The organism is Enterococcus sp. AMC1623 (genome assembly GCF_058216495.1).
This window is the reverse complement of the sequence record NZ_CM177096.1, coordinates 1737501-1751961: the sequence shown is the minus strand read 5'-3', so window position 1 is coordinate 1751961 and position 14461 is coordinate 1737501. Positions and strand designations below refer to the sequence as shown.

The window sequence follows — 14461 nt, the reverse complement described above, 5'->3', positions numbered from 1 at the left end:
CTTCATGGAAAATTCAAGATAACTTGCTATACTAATAAAAAACGAATAAAGGAGGAAATCTAAAATGCCTTATGGGATGTTTTTTGATCCAACGTATATCTTAGTAATTCTCGGAATGGCACTATCGATGGCAGCCTCGGCTTATGTAAATAGTACGTTCCGTAAATATGACAAAGTACGTAGTCAAAATAATGTGACAGGTACTCAAGCAGCACAATTTATTTTGCAAAATCAGCAAATTCATAATGTAGGCGTGCAAGGAATCGCTGGAAATCTGACAGATAATTATAATTCTGGTACAAAAGTATTAAGCTTATCACAAGCAACAGCGCAATCAACTTCGGTAGCAGCTATTGGCGTTGCAGCCCATGAATGTGGCCATGCTGTACAAGATGCACAAAGTTATTTTCCTTTGCGTTTAAGAGCGGCGATTGTTCCGGTTGCCAATATTGGTTCAAGTATTTCCATTCCATTGATTTTAATTGGTGTGCTATTACAAGGTCCCGTATTAATTAACCTTGGAATAATTGCTTTTGCAATGGCATTAGTCTTTCAACTAGTGACGTTACCTGTAGAATTTGATGCATCACGTCGAGCGTTGAATATTTTAAGTGAGGGTGGACTTCTAACAGAAGCAGAAGTTCCAATGGCACGCAAAGTATTGACAGCTGCCGCGTTGACTTATGTGGCAGCCGCCGTGAGTACCTTTTTACAATTACTTCGTCTCGTTTTACTTTTTGGTAACAACAATCGCGATTAACGAAAATCCTTCTTGTGACACAATCATAAGAAGGATTTTATTATGAAACTAGCACATGTTTGCTGTTTAAAGGAGCCCATCATGAAAAACATGAATATAAAAGAAATGATTATTCGTTCAATTTATGCCCTAATCGGAGTTTTAATTCTCGCTTTCGGAGTAACTATTATGCGAATTGGCAATGTTGGTTTAGACCCATTTACTAGTGCTAATATTGCTTTAGGACAACTTTTTGGTTTGTCGTTAGGTGTTTACCAACTTGGAGTGAATCTTGGTATTTTGCTTCTCATTTTTTTGTTTGGCCGTAAGTACATTGGTACAGGAACAGTCATTAACATGGTATTGACAGGATTTTTTATTGATATGTATACCACACTTTTTGCTCATTTAAACATAATGGCTAATGGACTGATTGAACAAACAATATGTTTGATTATCGGGGTCTTATTTTTTACTTTTGGTGCTTCCTTTTATATGTCAGCAAATGTTGGGGCTGCTCCTTATGATTCCATTGCACCCACAATTGTGGATAAAACTGGTTGGGACTACAAAAAAGTCCGGATGGTACAAGACATTATTTTTGCGCTGATTGGTTTTTGTTTCAAAGGACCAATTGGCATAGGAACGTTCATCAATGCTTTTCTGACAGGTCCATTTATTAAATTCTGGGATGGAAAAATTTCGCAACCTCTTATTACAAAAAGTGTAGAAAAAACGATGAATCAATAATCTATATTGTTATTGAAAACGATGCCGTCTTGAGCGAAATCTATTCATATTACTGTTTTTCTATTTCTCAACGTGTTATCATAGTAAAAAAGAAGAGGGAGATGTCGTATTATGAAAACATCAACAAAAGTAACTATTGGTTTAAGCGTGGCAGCAATTGCAGGAATCGCAACCGCTGCAGTTGTATCAGAGAAAGTCATTAGCAAAGTACATTCTATGTCGAACCGACGTAAAGTGAAACGTTTTGTCGATGACAAATTTAATGGAAATGAAACATTATTGGGTTTTGTTGACAATTTAGAAGATAAAGACATCGATTCATTTATGAAAGTTGCTAAAAAAGTCAACAATGGTCGTGACCAAATTGTAGAATATGGTCATAATGTTAAAGACGCTACAGAAAATGTTAAAGATAAAATTACAAATTTTGTAGACAGTAAATTCTAAACCATAAACTACCTCTAACATTTAGGGGTAGTTTTTATTTGCTTTTTCTTCGTTCCATGCTAAAGTGAGGGCGAGGTGAAGTGAGTGAAGACAAGTTCCTTAACACAAGAACAAAAAGAATATTTTATGCGAGAAGCTATCATAGAAGCTAAAAAAGCCGAAGCTATTCGAGAAGTCCCGATAGGCGCAGTGGTTGTATTAGAAGGTGAAATTATTGGTCGCGGACACAATTTAAGAGAGACGACACAAAATGCCACTGCTCATGCAGAAATGATTGCCATTCAGCAAGCCTGTGAGAACAGTGGGAGTTGGCGCCTAGAGAATGCCCAATTATTTGTTACCTTAGAACCATGTCCAATGTGTAGCGGCGCATTGCTGTTATCCCGAGTGGAAGAGGTGTATTTTGGTGCCTTTGATCCAAAAGGTGGAACGGCAGGGAGCCTTTTAAATTTATTAGTAGATGAACGTTTTAACCATTGGAGCTACGTTGAATCAGGAATTTTAGCCGAAGAATGTGGTCAATTACTAACAGATTTCTTTCGGGAACTACGTCGTTTAAAAAAACAAGCAAAAAAAGAAAAAAAGAACTAGCCAAACTCTAAAAAATACGTTATACTGTTTTTTGGGCAATGGGAATATTGTGAAGCGTGTCAGATCTGGAAGGAAGCAGCACTAAGCAGTGATTCTCATGTGCCCGTACATAGAACTAAGAAGACTTAGGATAAACAATCCTAAGTCTTTTTTTCTGTGTTTTTACAATTATCGTTGTGTAAAAAGACACAGATCTTGCTAAAAGCAGTCTAGGGAGTATTGACGTTTCGGATTTGAACACAATATACTGTATGTAATTTCTAAAAAAGAATACATATAAAATGAGAAATTGACGTATTTATTACTGACGAGGGAAACTAGGTAGGAGGGGTTAAGATGTTTGGATTATCAAAAGATGTATTGTTAAAGCGTGATATTTTACTTTACTTGGAACAACAAACGAAACCAATTAGTAGTCAAAAAATTGCAGACGATTTAAACAAAGTCACGATTCAAACATTACTAAAAGTAATCAAAGAATTAGCTGAACAATTAGACAGCTGTTATGATAGAGAAGAAGTACGTTTAGAAATCAATCGTCATTATGGAGTCTATTTAGTACGTAATGGGGTAAATTTCAATCGTATTTTTGAAAAAATATTGTCCGAAACAATCAATTATTATCTGTTGAAACAATTAGTTTTATATCGAACGTTTTCAGCGGGAGAATTTTGTAAAAAATATCAGATTAGTTTATCGACACTGCGACGTAATATTAATCGAGTGAATCATTTTTTGAGCGCATATCAGGTAGTTCTCAAAATTGGGACAAAAGTTACGATTGTAGGCAAAGAGTCTCAAATTCGTGTACTGTTTTTTTCTTTTTTGAGAATGACGCATTGTGAGATTTCTCGTGTTTCTTGGATCGATGCTACAGAGTATCTTTTTTTGGCAAAACGTGTGACACTGGCATGCTCTTCTGAAGAGCAGCGAAATATAGAAGTGCTTGCCATGTGGTTGTTTGTCAATTTACAAGCAAGTAAACAAAATTATGCCTTGGAGAATAACCTTTCACTTGAAACATTTGATTTGATTTTACCTGCAAGCGATATTTTGCCCCAAGATTGGGAATATATTTTAACAGTGGCCTTTGTGTTATCTCTGTTAACGATTGAACCTCAATGGGATTTTGAGCGCTTGTATGAGTCACAAGAAGCTGATTTGTCGCGCTTTAGTTTTGATTTGTTTGAAAAATATTTTCGTAAACTAACCGTTCAAGAAAAACAAAAAATTGCTAAACAACTGTATCGACACTATTTAGGGAAACAATTAGGCGTAGAACAATTACTTTTTACAGCGATTGATCAGTCAGTGATTAGTGATCATCATCCTTTGTTAAATAAAAAATTCGAACAATTATGGCAAGAATGGTCCGCTAAAGCCCCTGAATTAACCAGTGAAGCATTGCAGCAAGAATATTTTCATTTATGTTATCGATACGCCGATTCAGAAACTCTTTTTCCAATCGTTCGGGTGAAAATGCAATCCAGTTTGCCTAAAGAAACCGTTAATCATATACAACTGCAGATTAGTCATTATTTAAAAAACAGTGCCACAGTCGTATTTGGAGCAGAACCTGCAGATTTTAGCATGACAACAGAGGAAAATGCACAAGGCATTCAAATCAATTCTGTTTTATCGATGAAAGACTTAGAATATATTCGTCAACATGTGTTAGACTGTATAAAAAAACAATAACTAGTAAGAAGCTCAGAGTTCTTTCTTTGAGCTTTTTTGTTGTTCAGAAAGAATTCTTGTTAGAATCTTTCTTTTTTTGGTAAACTGGGACCAGAAACAATTACTGAGAATAGAGGGAACGAAATGGAAAAAATTAGAATCCTACATACGAATGACTTGCATTCACATTTTGAAAATTGGCCTAAAATTCGTCGCTTTATTCAAGAACGTCAAAAAGCCTTAGCAGGCGAGTCTGTGATCACAATCGATTTAGGAGATTTTTCTGATCGTTGGCATCCTTTAACCGAAGCAAGTGACGGACAAGCTAATATTGCCTTAATGAATCAAGTGCATTATGATGCAGTCACGATTGGCAATAATGAAGGGATTGGCAATGCTAAAGCTATTTTAAATCAGCTGTACAATGAAGCAGATTTTGATATTGTTTTAGCTAATCTTTTTGATAAGCAAACTCTGCAACTACCAGATTGGGCAAGCTCTTATAAAATTATAACAAGTCAACAAGGAACTAAAGTCGGTTTGATTGGGGTAACTGCGCCGTTTCCATTAACTTATACACCCAATGGTTGGGATATTCGTCAATGGATGGATATTTTGCCAGAATTAGTGCAACAGCTCCGTCAACAAGTTGATGTGATTGTATTATTAAGTCATTTAGGAATTGCAGATGATTATTTGATCGCCGAAGAATTACCAGAAATTGATGTGGTTTTGGGCTCACACACCCATCATTTGTTTGCATCAGGCGAACGAGTAAACAATACTCAGCTAGCAGCAGCGGGCAAATTTGGGTATTATGTAGGAGAAGTGACGCTATCTTTAAATGACGACCATCATATTTTAAAAACGACAGCGCAAACCTTCTCAACTGCTGAAATGCTGGAATTGCCAGAAGATAATGAGGAAATCTTTCATTACATGGAGCAAGGACAAAAATTATTAGCTGCTAATAAAGTCGCGTGGTTACCACAGGCGCTAACGCTTAATCAGTATGATGATTACTCCTTAGTCCGTGAAACACTAACCGCTGTACGTAAAAGAGGAGATACTGAAGTCGCTTTGTTAAATACTGGGTTGTTTTTAGGTGAATTACCAGAAGGATTAGTCAATCAAGAACAACTGCATACCATTTTACCTCATCCGATGCGTTTGATTCGGGTGACCTTATTAGGTCGAGACATTGTTCGAATGGTCTTAGAGATTGAAAAAAATCGGATGTTTTTACGCAATTATCCCATTGTAGGTATGGGATTTCGGGGAAAAATTTTTGGTGAGATTATTTACGATGGACTAACGTATGATGCGGCTAATCATACCGTTTTATGGAAAGGAAAACCCTTAGAATCAGAGAAAAACTACGCTTTTACGACAGTCGATCATTTAATGTTTGTTCCGTTCATTCCAACTATTGAAATTGCTGGTCAACATGAGTTTTTATTTCCAGAATTTATTCGAACCGTTTTAGGAGAACATCTTGCTCAGAAGTATTCTTTAGCAACCTTAGAATAAAATAAGTGACAGACTACACACATTATCTAAAAGAAGGTATAATGATGAATAGGTGGTGAAGAAATGACCGAAGAAAAAACAAATATTACAGATGAAATGACAGCAGTCTTAGAAGAAATTGTTGAAACGACAGAAAAAGAACAACCGACAAAAGGCGAGCTTGTCCTACCAATTAGCGATACAGAGTTTATGATTGGTAATCGTCAATATAAATTAGTGATGAACTATCGTGAAGGGTTTGATGCCCAACGTTTAGGAGAACGCTATAGTGAAGTATTAGCACGTTATGATTATATCGTTGGTGATTGGGGCTATGAACAGTTACGTTTGAAAGGCTTTTTTGAAGTAACTAATCGTAAAGCACTACCTGATCAGCGTATTGATATGTTAGAAGATTATTTATACGAATATTGCAATTTTGGGTGTGCTTATTTTGTTATCCAACGTGTAGGAGGGAAACGAGATAAGGTGAATAGTCGTCGACGAAAAAAACGTCAACCATCCGCACAAGCCCATATTTCTGAAAAGAAAGAGACTGTCTCAAATAAGGCGAAACCAGTGATTAAAACTCGTCAACCAAAAGAAAAACAAGAGAAACAGAAACAGTCGCAAGATAAAAAAAGTTTTACGATTCGAAAGAGAGAAGAATAAATGACTTATAAAGGATACTTAATAGACTTAGATGGAACGATTTATTTAGGCAATGCACCTATTCCTGCTGGTAAACGTTTCGTTGAAGAACTACAACGTCGTAATTTACCATTTTTATTTGTTACAAACAATACAACAAAGAGTCCTGAAACAGTGGCTCAACGCCTAGCAAATGAATTTGATATTCATGTGGCGGCTGAAAAGATTTATACGGCTAGTTTAGCAACAATTGATTATATGCATGATGATCAAAAGGGCAATAAAGTGTATGTTGTGGGCGAAACCGGTTTAATTGATTTAATTTTATCTGCTGGTTTTGAATGGGATGAAAAAAAACCCGATTACGTAGTCGTTGGGTTAGATTCTCATGTTACTTATGAAAAACTAACAATTGCGACATTAGCAATCCAAAATGGCGCAACCTTTATTGGAACCAATCCAGATAAAAATATTCCGACTGAACGAGGTTTACTTCCAGGCGCTGGAGCGATAATCAGCTTATTGGAAACAGCAACTCGTGTTCGTCCAATTTTTATTGGGAAACCAGAAGCAATCATTATGGAAAAAGCTTTAGATCATATTGGCTTAACGAAAGAAGAAGTCATTATGGTAGGCGATAATTACGAAACAGACATTCGTTCTGGAATCAACAATGGAATGGATAGTTTATTGGTCTTATCAGGTTTTACACCTAAAGCAGCAGTGCCTACGTTGCCTGTTGCCCCTACGTATGTCTTAGATAGTTTAGACGAATGGAATTTTGATAATGAATAAAAAATGGCAATGCTTAGAGCGATTAGGAATGGTGGCTTTCTTTTTAACAGCTATTAGTTTAGCTATCACGTTAACGATTAATTTTCTGCCTTTGTACAGTTGGTCAGTCGATCAATTTGATTTACTAAACTACACCACTTTATCTAAAAAAGAATTGTTGGAGAATTACCATTTATTGTTAAATTTTTTGAATAATCCGTGGAATCAAACATTAGCATTACCCGATTTTCCCATGTCTGAAGCAGGTGCGGGTCATTTTTACGATGTGAAAAAACTATTTCTACTTAATTATACTGTTTTAGCAGTAACAATTATTCCAACAGGTATATTTTTAGGTTATTTACAAAAAAATCGTCGGTTTTGGCGGATGCTGTTACCTACTCAAATTGGAATGTTAGCGCCAGTGGTTTTTGGCTTTTTCATGTTTGTTGGTTTTGATGCCTTTTTCATTAAATTCCATGAATTGTTTTTTAGTAATGATGATTGGTTATTCAACCCAGCAACGGATCCAATTATTAACGTTTTGCCGGAACAATTTTTTATGTATTGTTTTATTCTATTTTTTATTTTAATAGAAATCTTTTTCTTAGTTCCTTTTTTATTAGGGCGCAGAGAATTAAAAAGAAGTTCGCACAACTAAATCATGCGAACTTCTTTTTATTGTGTAATATCATGGGCTCTATCTGGGTATTGATGTGCTAAACGACTCGCAGCAGATGCCGCAATTGCGCCCACAATATCATCCAAAAAGGTATGGACGCGTGGACCATCATGACTATTTAGTTCAGCTAAAATTCCTGGTTTTACTTTATCAATGTATCCATAATTTGTGAAACCAATCGAACCATAAACGTTAACAATCGATAGTGCCAGAATTTCATCGATTCCGTACAGTCCTTCATCTTCAGCAACAATTTCTTGTAGCGGTTGGAGTAATTTATCTTCTTCAGCTAAAATATCTAATTGAATACCCGTTAAAATGGCGTTGTGCACTTCACGTTTACTTAAAACAGAGTTGACACTATCGACACATTCTTCCAAAGCTAAATCCGGCAAATATTTCTTTTGCAAATGCATCACCAAATTGGCAATATCGACAATCGAAACACCACGATCGCCTAATAATTGGCGTGCTTTTTGTTCTAACGCACTTGTTTGTAAGACCATAAAAAAATCCTCCTATCAGATTTTCGATTATTCTATTCTTTCATGGTATACTATTGCACGATTGGAATCAAATAAAGAAAAGCGGTGAAGGTATGTTTCCTCTGGTAGAATTTTGTGAAACAAATTTAGCAGAAGGCAGTCAAGTAGTGATAGATGCCTTAGAATCCCTGGAAGATGTGGATGTTATGACGTATTCCTGTTTAAGTGAGTGTACGCTTTGTGCTCAAAAACCTTTTTGCTTTCTTGAAGGTGAGCGTCTAGCTGCCGAGACACCAGCGCAACTACTTCATTTAGTTAAAGATAAATTAGTCGAATGGCATGAAGAATATTTATAGATAAAAGAAGGAAAGTTCAATCAGAACTTTCCTCTTTTGTTTATTCTTGGAAGAGACTGGTACTATGCGCAGGTTGTGTGCGATTTTTCGGATTAATGTAATGTAGCGCATTGTTTACGGCAGTCGGCGCTTCGCCAAATCCTGTCGCAATTAAATTGACTTTGCCGTCATACAACGTGATATCCCCACAACAATAAACACCTTCCATCGAGCTACGCATATCCGAACGAACCGGAATCCCTTGACGAGAACTCGTAATGCCCCAGTCTTTTAAATTTAACGAAGAGGAGAAACCGTAATTCACGATTAAATAATCCACAGATAAACGAACGGTCTCGTCACTTTTCGGTTCTTGAAGGTAAATCTCTTCTAACATTCGTTCTCCCGCGACATCTTTAATGATATAAGGGGTCATAATGTTAACAGAGGATTGTTTTAATTGATTAACGCTATGTTCATGCGCGCGAAACTCAGAGCGACGATGAATCAAAGAGACCTCGGCAGCAATTGGGGCTAACATCAACGCCCAATCAATCGCAGAATCACCGCCACCAGCAATGGCGACTTTTTTCCCAGCGTATTTCATCAAATCCGGGACATAATAATCAATGCCGTAGTTTTCAAAATTTTCAGCATTCGGTACGGTTAATTTTCGTGGTTGGAACGAGCCGTTGCCTAAGGCTAAAATAACCGCACGTGAATAATGCGTTCGTTTATTCGTTGTTACTTCAATGATGCCGTCTTCTTGGCGCTCAATTTTTAAGACTTGTTCTTCTAAGCAATAGCGTTGATTAAACGTAGTAATTTGTTTTTCCAATTTTTGTACCAAATCACCCGCTTTAATTTTAGGGTATCCCGGAATATCATAAATATATTTTTCAGGATACAAGGTGGACAGTTGACCACCGAGTTGCGGTAAGGTGTCAATAATTTTCGTTTTGGCATTGCGCATTCCGGCATAAAAGGCAGCGAACATCCCCGCCGGACCTGCGCCGACAATTGTAATATCGTAAATGGTCATAAGTATAAGCTCCTTTATAAACTGAACATTGTTTTGCAGTTACCATTATAGCAAAGAATATTGTGCGTGGCATTTTTATTTTTTTCTGCTATTATTAGACTATCAAACCGTAAGGAGGAGATTTTTTTGTCTCAATTTCCACAATTAGACTTAGCAAATCAAAAGGGTGTCAAAGCACTCGTTAAAACAAACCGTGGGGATATTACTATTCAATTATTCCCAGAACACGCACCAAAAACAGTTGAAAATTTTGTTCAATTAGCCAAAAAAGGTTACTATGATGGCATTATTTTCCACCGCGTGATTCCTGATTTTATGATTCAAGGTGGCGATCCAACTGGTACAGGTATGGGTGGCGAAAGTATTTATGGTTCAAGCTTTGAAGATGAATTTTCACAAGAATTATTCAACTTACGTGGTGCCTTATCAATGGCAAATGCTGGTCCAAACACAAATGGTAGTCAATTCTTTATCGTAAACAACCAAAATGTACCTGCCAACATGATTGGTCAAATGGAAAGTGCGGGCTACCCGTCTGAAATCATTGATGTCTATAAAAAAGGCGGTACACCTTGGTTAGACTTCCGTCATACAGTATTTGGTCAAGTGACAGAAGGCATGGATGTTGTGGATGAAATTGGTGGTGTACAACGCGGTCCTCAAGATCGACCTGTACATGATGTAGTTATTGAAACAATCGAAATTAGTGAATAGCATTTAAAAAGAAAAACTGAAATCCGAATGATACGATTTTGCTGGTACAAAGCAAAATCGTATCATTCGGTTTTTTTGTGAAATTAAAATACTTGAGCAATTCGCTGCAAGGCAGTTTCTAGGATGCTTCGTGGGCAAGCCACATTTAAACGCATGTGTTGATCGCCTCTTGAACCAAATGGAATACCCGAGTTCAAAACAACTCCCGCTTCTTCAATCATTTTTTTATTCAGCTGACTATTTGTTAACTGGTAAGCTGAAAAATCAAGCCATATCAGATAAGTCGCTTCAGGTTTCATATAGTAGATATTTGGAAGGTGCTGATCTAAAAAATTTAAAGTAAATTGTATGTTTTCTTCTATATAAGCTAATAAATCCCTTAGCCATTGTTCACCATGTTGATAAGCTGCTTGTGTACCGATCATGCCAAATGTGTTAATTTCATTCTGGCAAAGTTGTTTTTGGACGGTCTTAAATCGCTGACGTAAATCGGGATTTTTAATAAAAACCATCGATTGTTTTATACCAGCTAAATTGAAGGTTTTAGTTGCAGAAGTTAATACGATTGAATGCTCCTTAAAAATTGTATCGACATTATGATAAGTTGTAAATACATGGGGTGCAAAAACTAAATCTTGATGAATTTCATCGCTAATCACAAGGACCTGGTGTTTTTGACAAATCAAACCAATTTGGTACAATTCTTCTTGCTTCCATACACGTCCACCAGGATTATGAGGATTACATAAGATAAATAGCTTCACATTTTCTTCTATAATAAGTTTTTCAAAAAGCTCAAAATCAATTTGGAATGTTTGACTGCCAGTTAATTGATTACGAATAAGTTTTCGTTGATTAGCTTTAATCACAGCAGCAAACGGAGGATAGACAGGATCGTGAATTAAAATGGCATCATTGGGTTTTGTAAAAGCTTGGATTGCTAAGGCAATACTTGGGACAACACCACTATGAAAAAAAATCTCTTCTTTTTTTAGGGTGTACTGATGTTGTTTAGCTTGCCAATTGATAATTGATTCATATAATTCATTTGGGAAAGTTGCATAACCAAAAATACCTTGATTGACATATTCGCAGAAAGCAGTTTGTACAGCTGGTAAAGCAGGGAAATCCATATCGGCAATCCAGAGTGGCAGCAATGAGTCTTTTTCGTAGTTCTTTATAGGAGTGTCCCATTTGACACTGTTCGTATTTTTTCGTGGAATGACTGTATCGAATTCATTCATAATAAATCCTCCCTTATAAAGCAAGTGAATCTCTGCTTCATTTTTTGATTAGTTATAGTATAATAAAAGATGCGAAGAGAGGGAACGATATGACATATAAAATTGGGGATATTTTAGAAGGAACAGTGACCGGAATTCAACCATATGGTGCATTCGTTTCATTAGATGGTGAAACGCAAGGGTTGATTCATGTGTCGGAAATACAGTCAGGTTTTACAAAAAACATTCATGAAGTCCTGCAAATAGGTGATGCAGTAAACGTACAAGTAATTGATATCGATGAATATACAAAAAAAATTAGTTTGTCACGTCGAACGTTAGAAACAAAATTTGTACATACCGTACATCGTAAAAAACGTTACTTCACGAATAAAAATAAACGCATTGGTTTTCGAACTATTGATGAACATTTACCGCTTTGGATTAAAGAAGCACTGGAAATGCTTTCTTCAGAAAAATGCTGAAAATCAACTGTATCTGTTGATAAATTGTGTTATCATATAGGAATAGAAGAGAATACCGATCGAGGTGAGTATGTTGAAAAACAAAAGAGTTGCCGGAACAGTCATGCTTCATTTGGAAGATGGCTCGAAGAAATTTTTGATGCGCATAGTTGATGAGAAATTAGAATTAGCATCTACAGCTTTTTCAGAAGAACGTACAGGATTAGCAAATATCTTACAGTTATTAAAAGAAACAGTACACCTTGATATTTCCTGCATTGAGTTAGTTGAACTAACGAATGGTTATGCAGATAATATGAGCATTCCACTGTTTGTGTTTGAAACACAAGAAAAAGATCAAAGTAATTCATTACCAGAAGAATATGCTTGGAAAGAAGCAAAAGATTTTCGTCAAATTATTCAAGATTATGATATTGATGGAATGCCTTTTTTCTAAAAAAATGATATTAAGCCGATTTTCGGCTTTTTTTTACCGATATTTTCAGGAAATGTAGAACTACAATGTTCGAATTTTCGGATAATAAAAGTGATGAATAAATAGTTATAGCTTTATTCTTTTTGAAATACGAACAAACATAGATATAGTCGGCATTTTGACTCGAAATACTGATTGTTTTTTTAGTTGACGCTATGGATAAAACGTGATAAATTAATCAACGTTGGTTGAATGACTAACTACAAATAAAACTTTTGAAATTTTTGAAAAAAAGAGTTGACGAAGTAAATGACAGATGATATTATAACGAAGTCGCAAAAATTTAATCGATTATGAACGTTGTAAATACAACGAAAATAATTAAAAATGTTGTTGACAAATAACGATTCATTTGTTAACTTTATAAAGTCGCTGTGAAGAAGTTAATTACTTCTTGAAAAAAACTTTTTGAAAAATATAGTTGACATTCACTTGTTAAACTGATATGATATAAAAGTTGCTAACACAGCAAGGTAGACCTTTGAAAACTGAACAAAGCAAGCAAACGAACCAATTGTGTAGGACACTTCTATTAGATAGAAGTAACACAAAACAAGCAAGCAGTAATGCTAGCAAACGTTATTTATGAGCTTAACAATCGAAAGATTGTTTCAACTTTTTATGAGAGTTTGATCCTGGCTCAGGACGAACGCTGGCGGCGTGCCTAATACATGCAAGTCGAACGCTTCTTTTCCGCCGAACTTCGGTTCACTGGAAAAGAAGAGTGGCGAACGGGTGAGTAACACGTGGGTAACCTGCCCATCAGAGGGGGATAACACTTGGAAACAGGTGCTAATACCGCATAATGCTTTTTCTCGCATGAGAGAAAGCTGAAAGGCGCTTTTGCGTCACTGATGGATGGACCCGCGGTGCATTAGCTAGTTGGTGAGGTAACGGCTCACCAAGGCAACGATGCATAGCCGACCTGAGAGGGTGATCGGCCACACTGGGACTGAGACACGGCCCAGACTCCTACGGGAGGCAGCAGTAGGGAATCTTCGGCAATGGACGAAAGTCTGACCGAGCAACGCCGCGTGAGTGAAGAAGGTTTTCGGATCGTAAAACTCTGTTGTTAGAGAAGAACAAGGATGAGAAGAGAATGTTCATCCCTTGACGGTATCTAACCAGAAAGCCACGGCTAACTACGTGCCAGCAGCCGCGGTAATACGTAGGTGGCAAGCGTTGTCCGGATTTATTGGGCGTAAAGCGAGCGCAGGCGGTTTCTTAAGTCTGATGTGAAAGCCCCCGGCTTAACCGGGGAGGGTCATTGGAAACTGGGAGACTTGAGTGCAGAAGAGGAGAGTGGAATTCCATGTGTAGCGGTGAAATGCGTAGATATATGGAGGAACACCAGTGGCGAAGGCGGCTCTCTGGTCTGTAACTGACGCTGAGGCTCGAAAGCGTGGGGAGCGAACAGGATTAGATACCCTGGTAGTCCACGCCGTAAACGATGAGTGCTAAGTGTTGGAGGGTTTCCGCCCTTCAGTGCTGCAGCAAACGCATTAAGCACTCCGCCTGGGGAGTACGACCGCAAGGTTGAAACTCAAAGGAATTGACGGGGGCCCGCACAAGCGGTGGAGCATGTGGTTTAATTCGAAGCAACGCGAAGAACCTTACCAGGTCTTGACATCCTTTGACCACTCTAGAGATAGAGCTTTCCCTTCGGGGACAAAGTGACAGGTGGTGCATGGTTGTCGTCAGCTCGTGTCGTGAGATGTTGGGTTAAGTCCCGCAACGAGCGCAACCCTTATTGTTAGTTGCCATCATTTAGTTGGGCACTCTAGCGAGACTGCCGGTGACAAACCGGAGGAAGGTGGGGATGACGTCAAATCATCATGCCCCTTATGACCTGGGCTACACACGTGCTACAATGGGAAGTACA

At 37.3% G+C, this 14461-nt stretch carries 16 protein-coding genes, 1 rRNA gene and 1 other RNA gene (1 of these 18 running past the window's edge); 15 read left to right on the top strand and 3 right to left on the bottom strand.

Annotated elements, in window-relative coordinates; translation table 11 throughout:
- Positions 1–64: 64 nt before the first annotated feature.
- The 10 genes from AC4BC7_RS08625 (at position 65) to AC4BC7_RS08580 (ending at position 7799) form a co-directional block, all read left to right on the top strand.
- Complete coding sequence (locus AC4BC7_RS08625) at positions 65–760, top strand: zinc metallopeptidase (RefSeq protein WP_490502628.1); 696 nt, start codon at positions 65–67, stop codon at positions 758–760.
- Between the two features lie 81 nt (positions 761–841).
- Complete coding sequence (locus AC4BC7_RS08620) at positions 842–1489, top strand: YczE/YyaS/YitT family protein (protein WP_490502627.1); 648 nt, start codon at positions 842–844, stop codon at positions 1487–1489.
- A gap of 111 nt (positions 1490–1600) precedes the next feature.
- Positions 1601–1936 (top strand): hypothetical protein, encoded by a 336-nt coding sequence (locus tag AC4BC7_RS08615; protein ID WP_207942328.1) that lies wholly within the window; start codon positions 1601–1603, stop codon positions 1934–1936.
- A 126-nt stretch (positions 1937–2062) separates the two neighbouring features.
- On the top strand, positions 2063–2527 hold the full coding sequence (gene tadA, locus AC4BC7_RS08610; protein WP_490504423.1) for a tRNA adenosine(34) deaminase TadA: 465 nt from the start codon (positions 2063–2065) through the stop codon (positions 2525–2527).
- Positions 2528–2549: 22 nt separating this feature from the next.
- An RNA gene (gene ffs / locus AC4BC7_RS08605) (signal recognition particle sRNA small type) lies at positions 2550–2645 on the top strand.
- 218 nt (positions 2646–2863) lie between these two features.
- Positions 2864–4225 (top strand): helix-turn-helix domain-containing protein, encoded by a 1362-nt coding sequence (locus tag AC4BC7_RS08600; protein ID WP_490502626.1) that lies wholly within the window; start codon positions 2864–2866, stop codon positions 4223–4225.
- Between the two features lie 123 nt (positions 4226–4348).
- On the top strand, positions 4349–5734 hold the full coding sequence (locus AC4BC7_RS08595) for a bifunctional metallophosphatase/5'-nucleotidase (protein ID WP_490502625.1): 1386 nt from the start codon (positions 4349–4351) through the stop codon (positions 5732–5734).
- Positions 5735–5797: 63 nt separating this feature from the next.
- Positions 5798–6385 (top strand): YutD family protein, encoded by a 588-nt coding sequence (locus tag AC4BC7_RS08590; RefSeq protein WP_490502624.1) that lies wholly within the window; start codon positions 5798–5800, stop codon positions 6383–6385.
- On the top strand, positions 6386–7159 hold the full coding sequence (locus AC4BC7_RS08585; protein WP_490502623.1) for a TIGR01457 family HAD-type hydrolase: 774 nt from the start codon (positions 6386–6388) through the stop codon (positions 7157–7159). It begins immediately after the preceding gene.
- A complete protein-coding gene (locus AC4BC7_RS08580) occupies positions 7152–7799 on the top strand; it encodes a TIGR01906 family membrane protein (RefSeq protein ID WP_490502622.1) in 648 nt (215 codons plus the stop codon). The genes AC4BC7_RS08585 and AC4BC7_RS08580 overlap by 8 nt, the downstream gene beginning before the upstream one ends.
- 17 nt (positions 7800–7816) lie before the next feature.
- Here the strand turns inward: AC4BC7_RS08580 and AC4BC7_RS08575 are convergent, their stop codons facing one another.
- Entirely contained in the window at positions 7817–8326 is a 510-nt protein-coding gene (locus AC4BC7_RS08575) for a phosphatidylglycerophosphatase A family protein (RefSeq protein ID WP_207942322.1), read from the bottom strand.
- A gap of 92 nt (positions 8327–8418) precedes the next feature.
- On the opposite strand from AC4BC7_RS08575, the gene AC4BC7_RS08570 reads away from it, so the two are divergent.
- Positions 8419–8661: a DUF1450 domain-containing protein gene (locus tag AC4BC7_RS08570; RefSeq protein WP_490502621.1), complete on the top strand. Its 243-nt coding sequence runs from the start codon at positions 8419–8421 to the stop codon at positions 8659–8661.
- Between the two features lie 40 nt (positions 8662–8701).
- Here AC4BC7_RS08570 and AC4BC7_RS08565 read toward each other — a convergent pair whose 3' ends face one another.
- Positions 8702–9682: an NAD(P)/FAD-dependent oxidoreductase gene (locus AC4BC7_RS08565; RefSeq protein ID WP_490502620.1), complete on the bottom strand. Its 981-nt coding sequence runs from the start codon at positions 9680–9682 to the stop codon at positions 8702–8704.
- A gap of 126 nt (positions 9683–9808) precedes the next feature.
- Between AC4BC7_RS08565 and AC4BC7_RS08560 the strand changes: the two genes are divergently transcribed.
- Positions 9809–10396 (top strand): peptidylprolyl isomerase, encoded by a 588-nt coding sequence (locus tag AC4BC7_RS08560; protein ID WP_207942319.1) that lies wholly within the window; start codon positions 9809–9811, stop codon positions 10394–10396.
- Between the two features lie 83 nt (positions 10397–10479).
- Here AC4BC7_RS08560 and AC4BC7_RS08555 read toward each other — a convergent pair whose 3' ends face one another.
- Positions 10480–11640: a MalY/PatB family protein gene (locus AC4BC7_RS08555; protein ID WP_490502619.1), complete on the bottom strand. Its 1161-nt coding sequence runs from the start codon at positions 11638–11640 to the stop codon at positions 10480–10482.
- Positions 11641–11729: 89 nt separating this feature from the next.
- Between AC4BC7_RS08555 and AC4BC7_RS08550 the strand changes: the two genes are divergently transcribed.
- The 3 genes from AC4BC7_RS08550 to AC4BC7_RS08540 all read left to right on the top strand — a co-directional run.
- Positions 11730–12104 (top strand): CvfD/Ygs/GSP13 family RNA-binding post-transcriptional regulator, encoded by a 375-nt coding sequence (locus AC4BC7_RS08550; RefSeq protein WP_207942317.1) that lies wholly within the window; start codon positions 11730–11732, stop codon positions 12102–12104.
- A 73-nt stretch (positions 12105–12177) separates the two neighbouring features.
- Entirely contained in the window at positions 12178–12540 is a 363-nt protein-coding gene (locus tag AC4BC7_RS08545) for a hypothetical protein (RefSeq protein ID WP_207942316.1), read from the top strand.
- A 656-nt stretch (positions 12541–13196) separates the two neighbouring features.
- Positions 13197–14461 (top strand): 16S ribosomal RNA (locus tag AC4BC7_RS08540) (it continues 293 nt past the right edge of the window).